Origin of the sequence: Nitrogeniibacter mangrovi (assembly GCF_010983895.1) — a bacterium.
In the GTDB taxonomy this organism is placed as follows: Bacteria; Pseudomonadota; Gammaproteobacteria; order Burkholderiales; family Rhodocyclaceae; genus Nitrogeniibacter; species Nitrogeniibacter mangrovi.
This window is the reverse complement of sequence record NZ_CP048836.1, coordinates 667,038-688,345: the sequence shown is the minus strand read 5'-3', so window position 1 is coordinate 688,345 and position 21,308 is coordinate 667,038. Positions and strand designations below refer to the sequence as shown.

At 67.4% G+C, this 21,308-nt stretch carries 18 protein-coding genes; 12 read left to right on the top strand and 6 right to left on the bottom strand.

The window, feature by feature from the left end:
* Positions 1-1,323, top strand: coding sequence for a HAMP domain-containing sensor histidine kinase (locus G3580_RS03185; RefSeq protein ID WP_173763888.1), 1,323 nt, complete (start codon positions 1-3; stop codon positions 1,321-1,323).
* Here G3580_RS03185 and G3580_RS03180 read toward each other — a convergent pair.
* Positions 1,305-1,919: a DUF2238 domain-containing protein gene (locus tag G3580_RS03180; protein ID WP_173763887.1), complete on the bottom strand. Its 615-nt coding sequence runs from the start codon at positions 1,917-1,919 to the stop codon at positions 1,305-1,307. The genes G3580_RS03185 and G3580_RS03180 overlap by 19 nt on opposite strands.
* Before the next feature lie 105 nt (positions 1,920-2,024).
* On the opposite strand from G3580_RS03180, the gene G3580_RS03175 reads away from it, so the two are divergent.
* The gene (locus G3580_RS03175; RefSeq protein WP_173763886.1) at positions 2,025-2,663 is read left to right on the top strand and encodes a LysE family translocator; all 639 of its coding nucleotides are present in this window, start codon (positions 2,025-2,027) and stop codon (positions 2,661-2,663) included.
* Between the two features lie 35 nt (positions 2,664-2,698).
* Complete coding sequence (locus G3580_RS03170) at positions 2,699-4,522, top strand: ABCB family ABC transporter ATP-binding protein/permease (RefSeq protein WP_173763885.1); 1,824 nt, start codon at positions 2,699-2,701, stop codon at positions 4,520-4,522.
* Positions 4,523-4,630: 108 nt separating this feature from the next.
* Here the strand turns inward: G3580_RS03170 and xdp1 are convergent, their stop codons facing one another.
* Both xdp1 and prsT read right to left on the bottom strand, forming a co-directional pair.
* Positions 4,631-5,389 (bottom strand): exosortase-dependent surface protein XDP1, encoded by a 759-nt coding sequence (gene xdp1 / locus G3580_RS03165; protein ID WP_173763884.1) that lies wholly within the window; start codon positions 5,387-5,389, stop codon positions 4,631-4,633.
* Positions 5,390-5,545: 156 nt separating this feature from the next.
* On the bottom strand, positions 5,546-8,359 hold the full coding sequence (gene prsT / locus G3580_RS03160) for an XrtA/PEP-CTERM system TPR-repeat protein PrsT (protein WP_173763883.1): 2,814 nt from the start codon (positions 8,357-8,359) through the stop codon (positions 5,546-5,548).
* Between the two features lie 193 nt (positions 8,360-8,552).
* On the opposite strand from prsT, the gene G3580_RS03155 reads away from it, so the two are divergent.
* Both G3580_RS03155 and G3580_RS03150 read left to right on the top strand, forming a co-directional pair.
* Positions 8,553-9,470: a glutamate/aspartate ABC transporter substrate-binding protein gene (locus G3580_RS03155; protein ID WP_228720754.1), complete on the top strand. Its 918-nt coding sequence runs from the start codon at positions 8,553-8,555 to the stop codon at positions 9,468-9,470.
* An 11-nt stretch (positions 9,471-9,481) separates the two neighbouring features.
* Complete coding sequence (locus tag G3580_RS03150) at positions 9,482-10,465, top strand: asparaginase (protein WP_173763881.1); 984 nt, start codon at positions 9,482-9,484, stop codon at positions 10,463-10,465.
* Positions 10,466-10,481: 16 nt separating this feature from the next.
* On the opposite strand, the gene cysB is transcribed toward G3580_RS03150, so the two are convergent.
* Positions 10,482-11,423 (bottom strand): HTH-type transcriptional regulator CysB, encoded by a 942-nt coding sequence (cysB, locus tag G3580_RS03145; protein WP_173763880.1) that lies wholly within the window; start codon positions 11,421-11,423, stop codon positions 10,482-10,484.
* Positions 11,424-11,527: 104 nt separating this feature from the next.
* Between cysB and G3580_RS03140 the strand changes: the two genes are divergently transcribed.
* The 7 genes from G3580_RS03140 (at position 11,528) to G3580_RS03110 (ending at position 18,509) form a co-directional block, all read left to right on the top strand.
* Positions 11,528-12,307, top strand: coding sequence for a sulfite exporter TauE/SafE family protein (locus G3580_RS03140; RefSeq protein WP_173763879.1), 780 nt, complete (start codon positions 11,528-11,530; stop codon positions 12,305-12,307).
* Positions 12,308-12,317: 10 nt separating this feature from the next.
* The gene (locus G3580_RS03135) at positions 12,318-14,000 is read left to right on the top strand and encodes a nitrite/sulfite reductase (protein ID WP_173763878.1); all 1,683 of its coding nucleotides are present in this window, start codon (positions 12,318-12,320) and stop codon (positions 13,998-14,000) included.
* Positions 13,993-14,514: a DUF934 domain-containing protein gene (locus G3580_RS03130; protein WP_173763877.1), complete on the top strand. Its 522-nt coding sequence runs from the start codon at positions 13,993-13,995 to the stop codon at positions 14,512-14,514. Before G3580_RS03135 ends, G3580_RS03130 begins: the two co-directional genes overlap by 8 nt.
* Positions 14,511-15,371 (top strand): phosphoadenylyl-sulfate reductase, encoded by an 861-nt coding sequence (locus G3580_RS03125; protein ID WP_173763876.1) that lies wholly within the window; start codon positions 14,511-14,513, stop codon positions 15,369-15,371. The genes G3580_RS03130 and G3580_RS03125 overlap by 4 nt, the downstream gene beginning before the upstream one ends.
* 165 nt (positions 15,372-15,536) lie before the next feature.
* Positions 15,537-16,451 (top strand): sulfate adenylyltransferase subunit CysD, encoded by a 915-nt coding sequence (gene cysD, locus G3580_RS03120; protein WP_173763875.1) that lies wholly within the window; start codon positions 15,537-15,539, stop codon positions 16,449-16,451.
* Between the two features lie 119 nt (positions 16,452-16,570).
* Positions 16,571-17,851, top strand: a complete 1,281-nt coding sequence (cysN, locus tag G3580_RS03115) for a sulfate adenylyltransferase subunit CysN (protein ID WP_173763874.1) — start codon at positions 16,571-16,573, stop codon at positions 17,849-17,851.
* Positions 17,852-18,074: 223 nt separating this feature from the next.
* Positions 18,075-18,509, top strand: a complete 435-nt coding sequence (locus tag G3580_RS03110) for a CBS domain-containing protein (protein ID WP_173763873.1) — start codon at positions 18,075-18,077, stop codon at positions 18,507-18,509.
* A 49-nt stretch (positions 18,510-18,558) separates the two neighbouring features.
* Here G3580_RS03110 and G3580_RS03105 read toward each other — a convergent pair whose 3' ends face one another.
* Together G3580_RS03105 and G3580_RS03100 are read right to left on the bottom strand one after the other, a co-directional pair.
* A complete protein-coding gene (locus tag G3580_RS03105; RefSeq protein WP_173763872.1) occupies positions 18,559-18,870 on the bottom strand; it encodes a DUF2853 family protein in 312 nt (103 codons plus the stop codon).
* 152 nt (positions 18,871-19,022) lie between these two features.
* A complete protein-coding gene (locus tag G3580_RS03100) occupies positions 19,023-21,155 on the bottom strand; it encodes an AsmA family protein (RefSeq protein WP_173763871.1) in 2,133 nt (710 codons plus the stop codon).
* Positions 21,156-21,308: the final 153 nt, after the last annotated feature.

Below are 21,308 nucleotides of genomic sequence, written 5' to 3'. Positions count from 1 at the left end.
ATGGGCCGTCTGTTCTGGAAATCCTTCGTCGCCTTCTGGCTGGCGCTCATCATCGCCGGTGCCGGCGTCGGCACGGCGGTGTGGCTGCATCGGCAGTCCAGCATCGATGAGGCCGCCGAGCGGCTCGCGCCGCGCATCAACTTCTGGCTTGATACCACCGAGGCCGTGCTGGCCGATGGCAACCCCCAGGCCACCCGGCGACTGCTCATGGGCTCGTGGCGACGCCAAGACGGTCCGCCGGTGCTCGTCATCGACACCAATGGCCGCGAGCTGGCCGGCCATCCCCTGCCACCGCCGCGCGCGCTCGACGACCTCCCCGCCTCGGCGCGGCGCTGGGTGACGGCGGCGGACGGACGGCGCTACGAGATTGTCATCAATCCAAACCGGCTCAACCGCGATCGTCACTCGCGACAGCCGCCCACCCCGCTGATTCCGATCGCGGCGGGGCTGATCGCCAGTCTCGGCTTCAGCGCCCTGCTGGCCTGGTACGTGGCCAAGCCCATCCGCGCGCTGCGCCGCGCCTTCGACGCGGCCGCGCGAGGGCATCTGGAGACCCGCGTCACCCCGTCCATGGGCGGGCGTCGCGACGAGATCGCCGATCTGGGCCAGGATTTCGACCGCATGGCCGCCCGGCTGCAAGCCCAGATCACCGCCCAGCGCCGGCTGCTGCACGACGTCTCCCACGAGCTGCGCTCACCCTTGGCGCGCATGCAGGCGGCCATCGGCCTGGGGCGCAAGAATCCGGAGCGGCGCGAGGAGACCTTCGACCGGCTCGAGCGCGAATCGCAGCGGCTCGACACCCTGGTCGGCGAGCTGCTCACCCTGGCCCGGCTCGAAGCGGGCTCCAACGGCCACCTCGAACGCGTCGAACTGATGGAGATGCTCGCCGACATCAGTGAGGACGCCCGCTTCGAAGCGCAAGCCAAGGGACGGGACGTGGTCTTCGCCGGCGAGGGCGAAGCCTGGGCCCGGGTGCAGGCCACACCGCTGCAGCGGGCCTTCGAAAACGTCATCCGCAACGCGGTCAAATACACCGCCGAGGGCACCACCGTCGAGGTGACCGTCTCACGCGCCGGCGACCGGCTCACGGTCGACGTGGCGGACCGGGGCCCCGGCGTACCGGCGGCCGACCTGCCCTACATCTTTGAACCCTTTCATCGCGGCAGCGCACCGACGGCAGCGCCCGGCTTCGGCCTTGGCCTCGCAATCGCCAAGCGCGCCCTCGGGGCCCACGATGGCCAGATCGAGGCGATGCCACGCCCCGGCGGCGGTCTCCGGGTGCGTCTGACCCTGCCCCTGAATGATCAGGCGCAGACGCGCTGAAGCTGGCGGTCGTGCCAGCGTCCGAGCAGGGTCTGGGCGAGCACGGCCCCCACCAGCGCCAGTGCCATATCGGCCTGGGTGTCCCAGGGGTCGCCCTGGGTGCCGAGAAAATCCACCGCGCCCTGCCCCATGATCACCGCGGCCTGCCATTCGATGAGTTCATAGAGGGCCGAGATCGCGAGGCAGATACAGCACACCAGGAAGAACAGCCAGCCACGCCGGGCGAGCACCCCCAGACGCAGCAGCAGCTCGCGGGCGACCATGGCGGGCACGAAGCCCTGGGCCAGGTGGCCGATGCGATCGTAGGGATTGCGCGCGAATCCGAAGGCGTCCTGAATCCAGAAGCCGAGCGGAACACGCGCATAGGTGTAGGCCCCGCCCAGAATCAGGATCAGCGCATGCACCGCGATCAGCACCAGGACCAGCTCGGTGAGCGGAAAATGCCGATGGGTGGCGGCGATCAACGGCAACGCGATGAGCACCGGGGCGACCTCCATGAACCAGGTCAGCCGATCGTGAGGCGCAAGCCCCGAGACGACGAGCGCCACCCCCACGATCGCCGCCAGACCCAGCGCCAGCCGATCCCGATTGTTCATCGCCCATGCCTCCCGGTTCCGTCCCGCGCACCTTACCATGCCGTCCACTGGCCTTACGCGCCCCATCTGCATACACTCGACCCCTGACCCGCCGGCACCCGCCCCATGCCCGACACCCCGACGCTGCTGAGTTTCCTCGGTACCGCCCTGATCCTCACCCTCGCCCCCGGCCCCGACAATCTGATGGTGCTGGCGCACAGTCTCGCGCGTGGGCGACGCGCCGGGCTCGGCCTGGCGCTGGGCTGCGCCCTCGGCTGCATGACCCACATCCTCTGGGCCACGCTCGGCGTCAGCGCCGCGCTGGCCGCCTCGCCAGTCGCGTTCTCGGTGCTGAAGCTGGCCGGCGCGCTCTATCTGGCCTGGCTCGGCGTCGGTGCACTGCGCGCGGCCCGGCGCGCGCCCGAACTGCGTCAGGTCTCAGGCCCGGCACGCCGCTGGCGCAACGACGTCGCCCGCGGCTTTCTCGCCAATGCGGTCAATCCCAAGGTCGCGCTGTTCTTTCTGGCCTTCATGCCCCAGTTCGTGAACCCCACGGCCCATGACGCAGCGCTGCAGATGGTGGTGCTTGGCGCGGTGTTCATGGCGCAGACGGTGCTGGTCTTCGGCGCCATCGCGCTCACGGCCGGACACATCGGCGCGGCGCTGCGACGCCACCCCCGCGTCGCCCCATGGCTGGATCGGCTGGCGGGCATCGTCTTCCTGGCCCTGGCGGCCCGACTCGCGACCAGCGGCCCACTGCGCTGAGCCGACGCCACCGGCAATACAGGTAAACTCGCGCCATGCGACACCGAGCCTCCGGCGCCCTGCCCGCCCCCGAACCGACCGAGCGCCACGACTGGCACACGCTCAAGACCCTCATCCCCTACCTGTGGAGTTACCGCGGGCGCGTGATCTTCGCGCTCTCGTGCCTGCTCCTGGCCAAGCTGGCCAACGTGGGCGTGCCGATGGTGTTCAAGCACCTGGTGGACGCACTCACCATCACCCCCGAGCAGGCCTTCATCGTCGTGCCGGCCGCCATCCTGGGTGCCTACGGGGTGCTGCGCTTCTCGACCTCGCTGTTCACCGAGCTGCGCGAACTGGTGTTCGCCCGCGTCACCCAGCAGGCGGTGCGCAACATCTCGCTGCAGGTGTTCAATCATCTGCACGCGCTGTCGCTGCGCTTTCACCTCGAACGCCAGACCGGGGGCCTGACCCGGGACATCGAGCGCGGCACCCGCTCGGTGGGCTCGCTCATCAGCTACACGCTCTACAGCATCCTGCCCACGCTGGTCGAGATCGGGCTCGTGATCGGCATCCTGTTCGTCAATTACGACGCGGTGTTCGCCCTCATCACCAGCGCCACCCTGATTTTCTACATCACCTTCACGGTGCGGGTGACCAACTGGCGCACGGCCTTGCGGCGCAAGGCCAACGAGCTCGATTCGGCCGCCAATGCGCGCGCCATCGACAGCCTGATCAACTTCGAGACGGTCAAGTATTTCAACAACGAACGCTTCGAGGCCGGCCGCTACGACGAGCAGCTGCATCAATGGGCCGACGCCCAGATCAAGAACCAGCTCTCGCTCTCGGGGCTCAACATCGGCCAGGCGGCCATCATCTCGACCGCGGTGACGGCCATGATGTGGCTGGCGGCCAACCGCGTCGCCGCCGGCACCATGACCATCGGCGACATCGTGCTGATCAACGCCTACATGCTGCAGCTGTACATCCCGCTGAATTTCCTCGGCGTGATCTACCGCGAAATCCGCCAGTCGCTCACCGATATCGAGCGCATGTTCGGCCTGCTCGGCCAGCACAAGGAGATCGACGACACGCCCGACGCCGGCAGCCTCGCCCCCGGTCCGGCAACGGTGCGCTTCGAGCATGTGGACTTTCACTACGATCCGGCGCGGGACATCCTCTTCGACGTGGACTTCACCATTCCTGCCGGCCGGACGGTGGCCGTGGTCGGCCACTCCGGGTCGGGCAAGTCCACCCTGGCGCGCCTGCTGTTCCGCTTCTATGACGTGACCGGCGGGCGCATCACCGTCAATGGCGTCGACGTGCGCGATCTGCAGCAGGACAGCCTGCGCCGGGCGATCGGCATCGTGCCCCAGGACACCGTCCTGTTCAACGACACCCTGCGCTACAACATCCAGTACGGCAACCCGGAAGCCTCGCCGGGGGCGGTCGAAGCGGCCGCCAGCGCGGCGCAGCTGGACGATTTCATCGCCCGCCTGCCCGAGGGGATGGACACCCGGGTCGGGGAGCGGGGACTGAAGCTCTCGGGCGGCGAGAAGCAGCGTGTCGCCATCGCTCGCGCCCTGCTCAAGGATCCGGCGGTGCTGATCTTCGACGAGGCGACCTCGGCCCTGGATTCGAAGACCGAGAAGGCGATCCAGGCGCAGATCGACCGCGCCGCCCGCGGACGCACCGCGCTGGTCATCGCGCACCGCCTGTCGACGGTGGCCCATGCGGACGAAATCATCGTGCTCGACCAGGGCCGTATCGTCGAACGCGGGCACCACCGCGAACTGCTGGCCGCCAGCGGCGCCTACGCGCAGATGTGGCGCCTGCAGCAGCAGGAAGCCCACGAGCGCGACCTCGAAACCGGCGCAGCCTGAGATCGTCGCGAGCCCGGCTCTGGTGCTTCAAGGCACCCGCCCCCGGGTCGGTGGACAAAAGAAAAGCGGCGCCGTGTGGCGCCGCAAGTCGACGGAGTATTGCTCGCCTCAGGAACGACGGCGACGCAATCCAAAGACTCCGAGAAGACCGATGCCGGCCAGCGCGAGCGAACCCGGCTCGGCAACACCGGTGCCCGGCTGCCCGCAGTTGGTGCAGGCCTGAACCGAATACACCTTGAAGAAGTCGTTGCCGACGTACATCGAAGAGGCATACGCCGGGTTGATGGCGCCGATCAGCCAGTAGGAGGCGCACACTTCGTTTGTCAGCGAGGCCACGGTACGCCCGTAGCTGTCGGTGGAGAACTGGCTGCCGCCGTTGCCGTAATACAGGTTCTCGATGAAGTTCCAGCCGCTCAGGTCATTGGACGGTGCGCCGGCGGCCATCACCGTGATGTCGGCGTCGCCGGAGATCCAGCCCAGGGTGATCTTGTCCAGGCTCACGGCCTGATCGAAGCTGAGCATCAGCCACTCGTAGTCACCCGAGTTGTCCACCGCGTGCTGGGGGCTCGTGCCGTCGGTGCTGGTGGCCTTCACGCCATAACCACTGCCGCTGTAGTAGGTCATGGAGTAGGCATCGTTCAGGGTGCTTGACCCGCTGGTATTGTAGTAGGCATCCAGCGACACCAGGGCATTACCGGACGACCCCGCATCGGTGAGGTTGTAGGTGGGGCAGGACGGCTCAGTGGAACCGCCACCACAGTGGGTGCTCTTGTTGTAGGCAGTGTAGTAAGAGCCCCCGGTCGCCATCGCCGGCAGGCTGATCACCGCCGCCATCGACACCAGGGCGGTCGTGAGAAGCTTTTTCATTTTTGAAATCTCCGGTTACGGATTCGTTTGGCAAATATTAAGCAAAGTTAGTGCCAGACGTAGATTTTGTTTTAATTCATGCACTTGCCGAACAGCCGCATAGAAACCGATCGGAAAGCGTCAGATTTTCCGACACGTTATTCTCCCGTGCGGCATTCACTTTTGCAGCCGCTGCTGCAACGCACGCGCCTCGTCGGCACCCCGAAAACCCCGGCCATCGGCGAGCGCTGCGGCCAGCTCGGCCTCGGCTTCGCCGGTCCGTCCGCTGCGAGCGAGCGCCTCGGCAAGGTGGTAACGGATCTCGGGCAGGCCCGGCGCCCGCAAGCGTGCGTCACGCAGCAGGGCGAGTGCCCCGTCCACATCCCCCGACTGGAGTCGCAGCCAGCCCACGGTATCGATCACGCGCGGATCGTTCGGCGCCAGCGCACGGGCCTTGTCGGCGGTGGCCATGGCGCCGGCGTCCTTGAGCTCGAACTGCACCCGCGCGAGCCGGTTGAGGATACCGGGACTATCGGGCGCGTCGCGCAGCAAACGCCGGTACGCGTCCCGCGCTTCGGCCCATTTCGCCTGCCGCTCCAGGATCTGGCCCAAGGCATCGTAGATGACCGGCGTGGCGTGGCGTGCCTGTTCATCGCGCAAGGTCGCCTCGGCGGCGGCCAGATCGCCGAGGCGCTCCTGCACAGCCGACAGGTTCAGGGCCGCACGAGCGTCCGGATGCGCACGGTACTGCTGCGCAAAGTGCTTGAGCGCAGCCGGCCCGTCGCCGGAGGCCAGCGCGATGGTGCCCTGATAGCGCAGCAGACCGGGATCATTCGGTGCCGACTTGCGCAAAGCCTCCAGCGCCTTGCGCGCCGTGTCGACCTGTCCCCGGTGCAGGGCGATGTCGATGGCCAGCGCATGCGCCGGAGCGAAATCGGTGCGCGCGGTCAAGGCCTTCTGAAGATTGTATTCAGCGTCGTCAGGGAAGCCGGCGCCGAGCATGAGGCGGCCGATGCGGACCTGGGCCGCTGGATCGAACTCGGCGATGCGGGTCATGTTGCGAAAGGTCTGCCGAGCCGCCTTGGGATCCCCCGCCGCGAGGTAGGCCTGGCCGAGGACGGCCTGAACCCCCAGGTCGTCCGGATGGCGCAGCCCGACCTCCTTGGCCGCAGTGAGCGCCTCGGCCGGCTGCCCCGCCCGTGACAAGGCCTCAACGAGGGCCAGTGCCGGCTGGGCCTGCCCGGGCTGCTTCGAGGCCGCCTTGCGCAGCCAGTCGATGCCCTCCTTCTGCCGGCCGAGCTGCTCGGCAATGCGCCCCATCTCGAACATGGCGCGGGCATCGTTGGGTTCTTCCTTCAACCAGGCCTGGAGCCGGGCCTCGGCGCCATCGACGCGCCCCAGCTCCACCTCCACGCGCACCAGATTCAACAGCGCGGGCGCGAACTTCGGATCTTGCGCCAGCGCCTGTTCGAACACCTTCGCCGCCTTGTCCGGCTGACCCGCAGCCGCCCGGACCGAGCCGAGCAGGTTGAGCGCCGGCAGGCTCTTCGGCGCCTTGGCGACCAGTGCCTCGGCATGTGCGAGTGCCTTGGTCGTTGCGCCGCGCTGCATGTAGACAGTGATCAGCGCGGTGCCGATGCTCACGTCACCCGGATCGGCGGCCGCGGCTTTCTCCAGGTTGTCGATCGCGACGGCGGTATCACCCATCCCGAGCTGGCTCAGGCCAAGGGCAAACAGGGCCTGGGGCCCCTTGTCGAGATACTTGACGGCCCGCGTAAGCAGCTCGCGCGCCTGGATGAAGTGGCGGTAGCCCAGATGGGCGCGCCCGGCGAGCAGGTTCGCCTGCGGATCGTTGGGCTGCGCTTCGAGCACCGGCTCGACGGTCGACAGCGCGCGCGCGTTGTCGTTTTCGTCCAGATAGATGGCGGCCAGCAGCTTGCGTGCCCCCAGGTTGCGCGGGAAGCGGCGCAGCAGGGTGTCGAGGTACTCCTTGGCCTTCTCCCGTGATTCGAGGCCGTGGTGCGCGAGGGCGCCGAGCATGAGCAGTTGCTCGTTGGCCGCCACGTACTCGCCCGGAAGCGAGTCGACGAGCCCGGCCACTTCGGTCAGTGCCTTGTGGGCACCCTCCTGATCGCCCGCACGCGCGGCGACGAGGGCTCGCAGGTAGGCGGAGCGCGGTTCCCGGCGCGCATGCTCGGCCAGATAGTCGAGATCGACGCGGGCCTTGTCATCCTGCTTGCGATCCACATAGAGGGAGGCGCGCGCCACCCGGGCGTCGGTATGGTTCGGGTCGATGGACAGGGCCTTGTCGTAGTCCACCAGCGCCTCGCTCAGACGGCCACGCACATGGTGTAGCGACGCGCTCAGGTTCCAGGTGTCCGCATTGTCGGGGGCGATGCGCATGAGCGTCTGGACCCGCGCGTCCGCCCCCTTCAGGTCACCGCCCTGGATCAGGAAAGGCACCAGATCCAGATACGGGCGCGGCGAGCTCGGATCGGTCTGGATCGCGGCTTCGAAACCCGCCAGCGCGGCGGCCCGATCGCCTTCCAGCGACTGCGCCTTGGCGCGCAGGGTCAGCACTTCGACTAGGTCGTCGCCCATCAGACCGTTGGGCGAGACGTCGCGCAACAGCTGCTTGCTGCGCCCCAGCATCATCAGCAAACGCGCGCGCGGCGCGGCGATTTCCACCGGACTGACGCCGAGCTTCAGCGCCTGTTCGAAAGCGGCCTCGGCGGCCGGCAGCTCGGTCTCCTTGAGCAGCGCCCGCCCCAGCAGTACGTGGGCAGAGAGCATGGACGGATCCTGCTGCAACGCATTCTTGAGCTGGATGACGGCGCCGGGATTGTCGCCCTTGTCGAACCGCGTCAGCCCGTCTTCGTAATAGGCAGCCGCCTTGGCCGGATCGCCGGCCACTGCCGGCAGGCTCGCTGCGACCGAAATGACGCATACGCCGAGGCGAATCCGCCGTGCCACTGCCGACATGTCAAACATGAACCCCTGTCCCCGTCGTTGCTTTGACTGAATAGTCTTCGAGTATATGCGGCGACCCGGCCACGGGACTGTGACATGTTGCGCCGCCGGGCGCCGGATTGTGCCCACGGGGCGCATGCGCGTCGGGTCGACAGTCGCCATGACGGCGCGATCGCGGCACAATACGCCGACCCCTCCCCCGGAGACACACGCCGTGACCCGATCCGCCGTGATCCGAATCATCCTCGCGACCCTGATCCTGTGCCTGACCGGCGCCGGCCACCCGGCCGCCGCCGCCGACGACGACGCCAGCGACACCCTCAAGACCATCCGCGAGCGCGGCGTCATCCGCCTCGGCCACCGGCTATCGTCGATCCCGTTCTCCTACATCGACGACAAGGGCCACGTGATGGGCTACTCGCACGATCTGGCCATGCACATCGTCGAGGCGATCCGCGGCCACCTGCGCGAACCGGACCTGCCCGTCGAACTCGTGCCGATCACCTCGGGCAACCGCATCCGCATGGTCCGCAAGGGCGAGATCGATTTCGAGTGCGGCTCGACCACCCACAACACCACCCGGGAGCGCGAAGTGGCCTTCTCCACCACCATCTTCATCATCGGCACCCGGATGCTGACGCGGCGCGACTCGGGCATCGCCGACTTCGACGATCTGGAGGGCCGCCGGGTGGTGACCACCGCCGGCACCACCTCGGAACGCCTGTTGCGCCAACTCAAGGAAGAGCGCCACATCGACCTGACGATGATCACCGCACGGGACCATGGCGAGAGCTTCCTCACCCTCGAGACCGGGCGGGCCGACGCCTTCATGCTCGACGACGCGCTGCTGTACGGCGAAGTGGCCAAGTCGGCCCACCCGAGCGAATGGGTCGTGACCGGCACGCCGCGTTCCTTCGAGGCCTACGGATGCATGATGCGCAAGGACGATCCGGCCATGAAGACGCTGGTGGACAACACCTTGAACGCCCTGATGACCTCGGGCGAAGCCGAGCGCATCTACATGCGCTGGTTCACGCGACCGATTCCGCCCAACAACCTGAACCTGAACTTCCCGCTCTCGGGCGCCATGCGCGAGCTGTATCGCAAACCGAACGACCATCCGTTCCAGTGAAGGGGGATGCCATGTCCCGCCAGCCCCGTGTCGTCCTGCTGAGCACCGGTGGCACCATTGCCGGCGCCGCAGGCGACGCGACGCAGACGACCGGATACCGCGCCGGCGAGCTCGACGCGGCGACCCTGCTGGCGCAGGTCCCCGACGCGACGGCGCTGGCGCACATCGATGTCGCCCCCTTGCTGTCACTCGACAGCAAGGACATGAGCCCGCGCCACTGGCTGTTGATCGCGCGCACGGTGATGGCCCATCTGGCACGCCCCGACTGCGACGCGGTGGTCGTCACCCATGGCACCGACACCCTCGAGGAAACCGCCTGGTTCCTGCACCTGATCCTGCCGCCGGGCAAGCCGGTGATACTGACCGCCGCGATGCGCCCGGCCACGGCCCTGTCCGCCGACGGCCCGATGAACCTCTATCAGGCCATCGCCGTGGCCGCCAGCCCGGAGGCGCACGGCAAGGGCGTGCTGGTGGTCATGAACGACCGCATCCATGCCGGCGCGGAAATCACCAAGACCCATACCCGCGCGCTCGACGCCATCGATGCCCCCGAGCTCGGCCCGCTGGGCAGCGTGCTACCGGTCCGTTTCGACCGGGCACCGAACCTGGGCACGGCGGGGCAGGTGCCGATCGATGCCCTGGACGGGCACGACGACCTGCCCCGGGTCGACATCCTCTACGTGGCCGCCGGCGCCGACCCCGACCTCCTCGCCGAGGCCGGTCTGCGCCGCGCCTGTGGCGTGGTGCTCGCCCTGCCCGGCGACGGCAGCCTGCCCACGACCTGGCATGCCGCCGCCGAAACGGCGCGCATCGCCGGCGTGCGTATCGTGCGCGCCTCCCGCGTGGGCCGCGGCGCCGTCAGCCCGGCCCCGGCCGACGCGCCGGACCTGCAGCTGCCCGGCAGCGGGCGGCTCAATCCGTCGAAGGCCCGCATCGCGCTCATGCTCGAGCTGGCCACCGGCGCCAGCGCACTCCTCGCCCACCTGAGCGGATGAGCGCCCTCGACGGCGCTCACAGGCCCGGGTCGCTCCCGCCACCGGCCTGGGCGGCGTCGATGATCCGGCGCGAAAGCGTCGGCGCGAACAGCTCGATGAAGGCATAGACGTAACCGCGCAGCCAGGCGTGGCGGCGAATGCCGACACGGGTGGTGCTCGACTCGAACAGGTGCGCCGCATCCGCCATCCCGAGCCCCTTGTCGGCCACCGGATCGAAGGCCATGCGCGCGACGATGCCCACCCCGAGCCCCATGCGCACATAGGTCTTGATCACGTCCGAATCCATGGCCGTGAGCACCACGTTCGGCTTGAGCCCGCGCCCCAGGAAAGCCTTGTTCATCTGGCTGCGCCCGGTGAAGGCGGTGTCGTAGGTCACCAGCGGCCACTTGGCGATCTCCTCGAGCGACAGTGGCTGCACCCGCAGGATGGGATGATCGGCCGGCGCCACCACACAGCGGTTCCACTGGTAGCAGGGCAGCATCACCAGCTCGTCGTAGTCGGCGATGGCCTCGGTGGCGATGGCCAGATCCGCCTCGCCGTTGATGACCATCTCGCACACCTGGCGCGGACTGCCCTGGTGCAATTCGAGACTCACGGCCGGGTACTTGCGGCTAAACTCCGCGATCACCTTGGGCAGCACGTACCGGGCCTGGGTGTGCGTGGTGGCCACCGACAGCCGTCCCTGGCGCTCGTTGCGGAAGTCCTCCCCCACCTGGGCCAGGCTGTCCACGTCGCGCAGGATGCGCTGGGCAATGGCGAGCACCTCGCGCCCCGGTGCGGAGACGTCCACAATGCGCTTGCCGTGGCGCACAAAGACGGCGACGCCGAGTTCTTCCTCCAGCGCCCGGATCTGCTTCGAGACCCCGGGCTGCGAGGTGAACAGCGCCTCGGCGGCGTCGGAGACATTGAGGCCCTGCCGCTCCACTTCGACGATGTAGCGCAACTGCTGAATGTTCATGGCACAGCCAAATAACTTTTGGTTCTTAAAGTTTAACCCGACGCGCCTGTTCCGATCTAATTGATTTCCGTAGGATGCGCTGCAACATCGCAGGAAACTTGGGAATGGACTTCGCATACACCGTGGCTGGCTTCGCAGTGGGCGCCATCGTCGGGCTGACCGGCGTGGGCGGCGGCTCGCTCATGACGCCCCTGCTCGTGCTGATCTTCGGCATTCACCCCTCGGTGGCGGTGGGTACCGACCTGCTCTACGCGGCCATCACCAAGGCCGGCGGCACCTTCGCCCACAGCCTCAAGGGCTCGGTGAACTGGACCATCACCCGGCGCCTGGCCACCGGCAGCATCCCCGCCTCGCTGGCCACCCTGTGGCTGGTGCATCGCTACGCCCCGGGCGGCATCGACGGCGCCACCAGCGTCATCTCCGTCGCCCTGGGCATCGCCCTGGTGCTCACCGCGGTGGCCATCGTCCTGCGCCACCGCATCCAGCGCCTGTCCCATCGCGTGCTGGGCGAGGTCCCCGATCCGGTGCTGGTGCGCAACCTCACCATCGCCACCGGGCTGGTGCTGGGCGTGCTGGTGTCGATCTCGTCGGTGGGCGCCGGCGCATTGGGCGTGACCGCCCTGTTCTTCCTGTATCCGGGCCTGCCGGCGCTGCGCATCGTCGGCTCCGACATCGCCCACGCGGTGCCGCTGACGGCGGTGGCCGGGCTGGGCCACTGGGCCCTGGGCACGGTGGACTGGCTCCTGCTGGGCAGCCTGCTGATCGGCTCGCTCCCGGGCATCTGGCTGGGCAGCCACATCTCGGCCCGCGTGCCCGACCGCGTGCTTCGCCCGATCCTGGCCAGCACCCTGGTGCTGGTGGGCGCAAAACTGATAACCCATTGAGAGACCCCACATGTATCGCTACGACGAATACGATCAACAACTGGTCGATGAACGCGTCAAGCAGTTTGCCGACCAGACCCGCCGATACCTGGCCGGCGAACTGAGCGAGGACGAATTCCTGCCGCTGCGCCTGCAGAACGGCCTGTACGTGCAGAAGCACGCGCCCATGCTGCGCATCGCCATCCCCTACGGCAACCTGCGTTCCGACCAGGTGCGCATGTTCGCCCACATCGCACGCACCTACGACAAGGGCTACGCGCACTTCTCCACGCGCCAGAACATCCAGTACAACTGGCCCAAGCTCGAAGACGTGCCCGAGATCCTGGGCAAGCTGGCCTCGGTGCAGATCCACGCCATCCAGACCTCCGGCAACTGCATCCGCAACACCACCTCCGACCCCTTCGCGGGCGTGGCCGGCGACGAGCTGATCGACCCGCGTCCGTGGTGCGAACTGATCCGCCAGTGGAGCACCTTCCACCCCGAGTTCGCCTACCTGCCGCGCAAGTTCAAGATGGCCGTCAATGGCGCCGAGGAAGATCGCGCCGTGATCCGCTGTCACGACATCGGCCTGGAAGTGCGCCACAACGCGGCCGGCGAGACCGGATTCCGGATCTTCGTGGGCGGCGGCCTGGGCCGCACCCCGATGGTGGGCGAGCAGATCAGCGACTTCGTGCCCTGGCCGCACCTGCTGAGCTACCTGGAGGCGATCCTGCGCGTCTACAACCGCTTCGGCCGCCGCGACAACAAGTTCAAGGCGCGTATCAAGATCCTCGTCAAGGCGCTGGGCATCGACGCCTTCCGCGAGCAGGTCGAGGCCGAGTGGGCGCATCTGAAGGATGGCCCGTCCACCCTCAGCACCGACGAAGTGGCGCGCATCGCGGCCTGTTTCGTCGACCCGCAGTACGAATCCCTGCCGGCGACCGACGCCGGCTTCGAGCGCGCCCGCGCCGAGAGCAAGCCGTTTGCCAAGTGGGTCGAGCGCAACGTGCGCGGCCACAAGCGCGCCGGCTACGCCAGCGTCGTGGTCTCACTCAAGAAGACCGGGGTGCCGCCGGGCGACATCACCGCCGAGCAGCTCGACCTGGTCGCCGCCTGGGCGGACCGCTACAGCTTCGGCGAAGTGCGCGTCACCCACGAGCAGAACCTGGTATTCGCGGACGTGAAGCGCGCCGAGCTGTTCGAACTGTGGGAGCAGCTGCGCGAGGCCGCGCTGGCGACGCCGAACTTCGGCCTGCTCACCGACATGATCTGCTGCCCCGGGGGCGATTTCTGCAACCTGGCCAATGCCAAGTCCATCCCCATCGCCGAGTCGGTGCAGCGCCGCTTCGACGATCTGGACTACCTGCACGACATCGGCGAGCTGGAGCTGAACATCTCCGGCTGCATGAACGCCTGTGGACACCACCACGTGGGCCACATCGGCATTCTCGGCGTCGATAAGAACGGCGAGGAGTGGTACCAGATCACCATCGGCGGGCGTCAGGGCAACGACGCCGGCATCGGCAAGGTCATCGGCCGCTCCTTCGCGGCCGCCGACGTACCCGACGTGATCGAGGCCCTGATCGACACCTATATCGACCACCGCCACGAGGGCGAACGCTTCGTCGACACCGTGCATCGCATCGGTCTCGACCCGTTCAAGGCCCGCGTGTACGGCGAACAGCAGACGGAAAGGAAAGTCGCCAATGGCTAAGCTCATCAAGAATCAGGCGATCGTGGACGACGCCTGGCAGGTCCTGACCCTGGCCGAAGACCAGCGCGCGGAAACCGTGACCGTCGGCGAGGGGCAGTGGATCGTTCCCCTGTCGGTGTTCCTGGCCCAGCCGGCACTGCAACAGCGCAGCGACGTGGCCGTGTGGCTCGACGGCGACGACGAACCGGCCGATGTCGCCCCCTTCCTGGCGCAGCTGCCGCTGGTCGCCGTGCGTTTCCCCAAATTCTCCGACGGGCGCGGCTACTCCATCGCCACCCTGCTGCGCAGCCGCCACGGCCACACTGGCGAGCTGCGCGCCATCGGCGACGTGCTGCGCGACCAGTTCGACTATCTGGGCCGCTGCGGCTTCGATGCCCTGCAGCCGGACGCAGACCGCTACACCGACGCGCAACTCGAAGACGCGCTGAACAGCCTGACCGTGTTTTCCGAGCCCTACCAGGCGTCGGTCACCATTGCCTCGCCCCTGTTCCGCCGCCAACGGAGGGCAGCATGAGCCAGAACAGCCCCCACGCTCACCCGCAGTCGGGTTCCCTGCCCCCCGAGGGGGCCGGAAGCGACGTGGGGCGGCCCGGCGTCGCTTCCTCCGTCACCGCCCTCCCCCTGCGCCAGGCCCCCAGGAACCCGGCCATCCATCCCGAGCTGACCGATGCCCTGCTCGCCAGCGTCGCCCACAAGGCCGAGGCCGTGGTGCGCCAGCTCACGGAGATCGTGGCCGAGCTGGGCGCCGAAGGCGCCATCACCTTCGCCAACAGCCTCGGCGCCGAGGACATGGTCCTGACCGACCTGATCCTCAAGCACCGGCTGCCCATCGAGATCTTTTCCCTCGACACCGGCCGCCTGCCGGTCGAGACCTACGATCTGATGGGCCAGGTCGAGCAGCATTACGACACCCGGCTCAAGGTGTTCTTCCCGGACGCTACGGCCGTCGAGGCCTATGTGCGCGGCGAGGGCATCAACGCCTTCTACCACTCGGTGGAGCTGCGCAAGGCGTGCTGCCGCATTCGCAAGGTCGAGCCGCTGCAGCGCGCACTGGCCGGCAAGAAGGCGTGGATCACCGGTCTGCGCGCCGCTCAGTCCACCACCCGCACCGGCCTGCCGACGCGCGAATTCGACGAAGGCAACGGCCTGGAGAAACTCAATCCGCTATCGGACTGGTCCGAGGCCGAGGTGTGGGCCTACATCCGCGTCAATGACGTGCCCTACAGCGCCCTGCACGAGCAGTTCTACCCGAGCATCGGCTGCGCCCCCTGTACCCGCGCCGTGGCCATCGGCGAGGACATCCGCGCCGGCCGCTGGTGGTGGGAAGACCCCGCCTCCAAGGAATGCGGCCTGCACGTCAAGCAGTCCTGACGCGGCCACACGCATCGAGAGGAGCCCCCATGCCCCACAGTCGAACCCTGCCGCCCACCCTGGGCCAGCTCATCGCCCGCTACGCGGTCGCGCTGCGCGCCGGCATCGCCGCGGCCCTGCGCGCGCTGCGCACCTGAATTCCCTTATTGAGTCGTTGAAGCGAAGATGTCCACTCTCACCAAACAGACCCTGACCCACCTCGACTGGCTCGAGGCCGAGGCCATCCACATCATGCGCGAAGTGGCCGGCCAGTGTGCCAATCCGGTGCTGCTGTTCTCCGGCGGCAAGGACTCGGTGTGCATGCTGCGCATCGCCGAAAAGGCCTTCCGCCCGGGGCGGTTCCCGTTCCCGCTGATGCACATCGACACCGGCCACAACTACCCGGAAGTGATCGCCTTCCGCGACAAGCGCGCGGCCGAGCTGGGCGAGCGCCTCATCGTGCGCTCGCTGGAAGACTCCATGGCCCGCGGCACCATTGTGCTCAAGCACGAGAACGAGTCGCGCAACAAGCACCAGTCGGTGACCCTGCTCGAAGCCATCGAGGAGTTCGGCTTCGACTGCTGCATCGGCGGCGCCCGTCGCGACGAGGAGAAGGCCCGCGCCAAGGAGCGGATCATGAGCTTCCGCGACGAGTTCGGCCAGTGGGACCCCAAGAACCAGCGCCCCGAGCTGTGGAACCTCTACAACGCCCGCACCCACCAGGGCGAGAACATCCGCGCCTTCCCGATCAGCAACTGGACCGAGCTGGACGTGTGGCAATACATCCAGCGCGAACAGCTCGAACTGCCCTCCATCTACTTCGCCCACACCCGCCCGGTGGTGCGCAAGGGCGATCTGCTCATGCCGGTGACCGACCTGACCCCGGCCCGGCCGGAAGACACGGTCGAGGACGTGATGGTGCGCTTCCGCACCGTCGGCGACATCAGCTGCACCGCGCCGGTCGCCTCCGATGCCGACACGGTCGAGAAGATCCTCGCCGAGACCGCCACCACCACGATCACCGAACGCGGCGCCACCCGCATGGACGACCAGACCTCCGAAGCGTCCATGGAGCAGCGCAAGAAGGAAGGCTATTTCTAGAAGTCGGTGATTGGTTGTTGGTGATGGGTCATTGGACCGGTCGCCAGCGCCGGGCTCCTCCGGATCACGAATTACCAATTCCGAATCACTCATCACGAATCACGAATTACGGAAAAACCATGTCCGCCCTGGAACACCTGCCCGAAATCGACAACGGCCTGCTGCGCTTTCTGACCTGCGGCAGCGTCGACGACGGCAAGAGCACCCTCATCGGCCGTCTGCTGTTCGACAGCAAGACCATCCTCGCCGATACGCTCAACGCCATCGAAGCCACCTCGACCAAGCGCGGCCTGAGCGCCGTGGACCTGTCCCTGCTCACCGACGGCCTGCAGGCCGAGCGCGAGCAGGGCATCACCATCGACGTGGCCTACCGCTACTTCTCCACCGGCACGCGCAAGTACATCATCGCCGACGCGCCGGGCCATGAGCAGTACACCCGCAACATGGTCACCGCCGCCTCCACCGCCAACCTGGCCATCATCCTGGTGGACGCGCGCAAGGGCATGCTCACCCAGACCCGCCGTCACTCGACCCTGGCCCACCTGGTCGGCATCCCGCACCTGGTGGTCGCCATCAACAAGATGGACCTGGTCGACTACGACCAGGCCACCTACGAAGCGATCAAGGCCGACTACCTGGCCTTCGCCGCCAAGGTCGGCATCGCCGACGTGCGCTTCATTCCGCTGTCGGCCCTCAACGGCGACATGGTGGTCGAGCGTGGCGAGCGCCTGAACTGGTACGACGGCCCGACCATGATGGAGATCCTCGAAGCGGCACCCGCCGCCCACACCGAAAAGGCCGAGGACTTCCGCTTCCCGGTCCAGTACGTGTGCCGCCCGCGCGACTCGGCCAATCCGGAGCTGCACGACTATCGCGGCTTCATGGGCCGGGTCGAATCCGGCGAAATCGCCGTGGGCGACGAGGTCACCACCCTGCCCTCGGGCAAGCGCAGCCGGGTCAAGCGCATCGAGATCGGCGGCCAGCCCATCGACAAGGCCATCCACGAGCAATCGGTGACCCTGCTGCTCGAGGACGAGATCGACACCTCCCGTGGCGACATGATCGTCAAGTCGGCCGAAGCGCGCGAACCGCTCAAGCAGATCGAGGCCACCGTGTGCTGGCTGTCGGAAACGCCGCTGAGCCCGGCGCGCACCTACCTCGTGCGCCACACCACCCGCGAGGTCAAGGCCAAGGTCGCCCGCATCGAATACCGACTCGATGTGAACACCCTGGAAAAAGGCGAGGCCACCACGCTGGAGATGAACGACATCGCCCGCGTCAGCCTCAAGCTCGCCCAACCGATCTTCGCCGACCCCTACCGCGCCAACCGCGCCACCGGCGCCTTCATCATCATCGACGAGTCGACCAACAATACGGTCGGCGCGGGAATGATCGGCTGAGGCTCGCCGCCCGCGAACGCGCGCCAACTTGGTGGGCGCTTTGCACCAGAACGGCGCGAAATCAACCGGCGCCCGTGTTGCACCGCAACCCGGGCGCCTTGTTTTTCAAAGCCTTACAGAACATACCCGCTGGCATGATCTACGCTTGAACTTTCGTGACCGCCCGGACCGGGCGGCCCCATCCCAACCGCCCCGATCGAGAGGGCGACACGAGGAGACACGCATGCCAACACGCCCGATTCAACACATCCTCCACCCGGAAAGCCGGGTTGTCGCCAGTGCGGACGCCAGCGTCCGCGACGTGGTGCACCTGATGGCACAGCGCAACGCCAACGCCGTGATGATCACCGAACATGGTGTCCTGACCGGCATCTTCACCGAGCACGACGCCACCTTCGGTGTCCTGGCCGCCGACCGCGACCCCGACACCACCCCGGTGGCCGAGGTGATGACCCACAATCCGGTCGCCATCGGGCCGGATCATCCGCTCGGCCATGCCCTGCACATGATGTACGAAGGTGGCTTCCGCCATGTCCCCGTCATCGACGAGAACCGCCGCCCGCTCGGTATGGTCGCCAGCACCGATGCCTTGCGCATCGAGGCCGTCGAGTTCGGTGCGGAGCTTGAACGCCGAGAGGAAATCACCGTGATCCTCTGACGAAAAAAAGCCCCGGCTTGCCGGGGCTTTTTCATGCGACACGACGCGCTCAGCGCAGCTTGTCGAGGGTGCCGGTGGCTTCGGCCAGCAGGTAGTAGAAGGTCACACGGCCCTTCTGGTTGACCCCCTTGAGGGTCTCGCAGACCTTGGCGATACCGGCCTCGGCGGCCTCGGGGGCCAATTCCAGCTTCTTCTTCGCAAATCCGTCGCGCACCCGATCCAGCTCGGCCTTGTCGGACGCGGACACCAGGGACGAATCCTTGTTGCGCAGGGCGATACCGCAATACTTGACGATGGCGTCGACGACGGCCTCGTCGACACTGGATGCATACTTCTTCACGTCTGCCACGTAATCGCTCATGTCTGAACCTCCGGATCTATGATTGTCTGGGTGTGAAGAGCGCGCCGAATATCCGGCGGTCATCGGCGCAACGCTAGCACGAAGTCCCGAGTCTGTGCACCGGTGCCAGCACCCTTCCCACAAAGTTTAATAGTCCGGGCGCCGCCAACGGCCTACTTGAACAAGCCCTCGAGGCCCTTGCGCAGTTCGTCCTTGAGTTGCCCCTTGGCCTTTTCACGCTCCTCCTTCACCCGCTCCTTGAGCTTCGCCTTCTGCTCGTCCAGCTTGCCCTTGGCCGCCTCGGCCAGCAGCGCCTCCACATCGAGCTGATAGGTCGGCTGAGCGAAGGTGCCGCCCACGCGCACCGGCACCGTGACGCCGCGCACCTGATCCAGGGTCTTGCCCCCCTGGCCGGTCAGGGTGCCGACCACCGAGGCCTTCACGAGGTAGTCGATGCGTTCCTTGACCAGGTTGGCACTGCCTTCTCCATTGACGCGCAGCAGGGGCGAACGCAGGTTCAGGTCGGTGTTGCGGGCCACGCCGTCGCCCAGATTGACCGTTGCCGTCAGGTCGGAGAAATCGGTCTGCTGAACGCCCTGGGTCGTCGCCGCGGCGGCACCTTCGAGGCGCGCCTGCGCCTCGCGCAGGAACTGGGCGATATTGACGCCCTTGACCGCACCGTCGCGCACCTTGAGCGACACCGTACCCGCCAGGGTGCGCTTGAGCGCCTCCGCCCCCAGCCCCTGCCCGGCCAGCTTGAGCCCGACCGTGCCCACACCGCTGAGACGCTCCGGCTTGCCGGTCAGGTCGCGCAGCAACGGATCCAGGCGCACGTCGTTGAGGCCGCCCGACACGGCGAGCTGCTCGCGCTCGCCGCGCGCCGTGAGCGTGGTGTCCATATCCAGTCGGCCGTCATACAGCGACGCCTTGGGCGCCAGGCTCAGGCGCCCGTTGGCGAGCTTGATCTGGGTATCGACGGAGGTGAGCGTCAGGCCACTGACCTTGAGCGTGCCCACACGCAAGCGGCCGGCCACGTCCTGCCCACGCAGGTCGAGCGGCTGGGTGGCCTTCGCCGGTTCTCCCTCGCCACTGCGCGCATCCGGCTCCGGCCCCGGGGACACGGTCGCCGGCGGCAGGTAGCTGTCCACATCCAGCGCATCCACACTCACGTCGAAGCGCAAGGCCTTACGCGCAAAATCCTCGACCGCGACGCGCCCCGTCAGCTTGCTGTCGTCCAGCGACGCGGCCATGTCCTCGAAGGCCACGGCCTTGTCGGTGCCGGAAACCCGCGCCTTGAAGCTGGCGCGCTTGAGGCGCTCGGCGTTGGCGGTCACCGGCGGCGTCATGCCCAGGGCCTTCATGACCACGCGCGGATTGAGGCCGTCGATGCTCAGCTGGCCTTCGTAGGCCGGATGATTCTTGAGGCCGGTCACCGCCACCTGTCCGGTCATCAGCATGTCCAGGGTCTTGGCGTTGAGCCCGGTGAGGCTGAGGGTGCCGGCATTCAGATCCGAGCGCACATCCGCCAGCAGGCCGACACTGAGCTTGCCCTCCGGCAGCCCCGCCCCTTCGGCGGCGAGCGTCAGGCGCAGGCCATCGACCGCGTACTGGGCCTTGGCGGTATCGAGGGTGGCCGTCCCGGAAAAGTCGAGACGGCCGTTGGCCGCCGGCGTGGCGATCGAGAAGCCGAAGCCGCCCTTGAAGTCGAAGGCCTCGCCCGGCGCGATCCGCCCGGTGGAGACATCCACGTCGGAGAACATGAAGTCCTTACCCGCCTTGGCATCACTCCAGCGGACCACGGCGTCGGAGACGTCGATGCCGCCCACCGACAGCTGCGCGCCCGGAGAGCCGGCATCGGTACCGGGAGCCTTGCCCTTCACGGGCACCTCGTCCGTGGCGGCGTTGCGGCCGAGGTCCGCCCAGTTGGTCTGGCCATCGGCGCGACGCTCGAGGCTCAGCTGCAGGCCGGTGATGCGCACCCGGTCGATGGCGACGGTGCTGGTGAGCAGGGGCAGGAGCTTGACCCGCGCTTCGGCCGAGGCCAGGGAGGCGAAGGGTCGGTCGGAGAAACCCTTGGCATTGCCCAGCTCGGCCGCGCCGACCGAGAAGCCCAGCCACGGAAACAGCGACAACTCGATGGGACCGCTCAGCGTCAGGGTGCGCCCGGTCTGCGTCTTGACCAGCTCGACGAGCCGGTCCCGGTAATCGTTGGGGTCGAAGATCAGCGAGAAATACGCCGCCAGCCCCACCACCACCACCACCACGAGCGCCAGCAGGCCCGCCAGGAGCCGAAGCACCGGTTTCATGTTCACCTCAGGTCGGATTCGATCGACTGAGGCTATCAGCCTCGCATGCGCCGAACAAGTCGGGCTCATCGGCTTTTACGCGCGCTTACCCAGGCTGCCCTCCGATGCGTTCGCCGGATAAATATTGTGCAATGCACAAAAAAGTTCTTTACA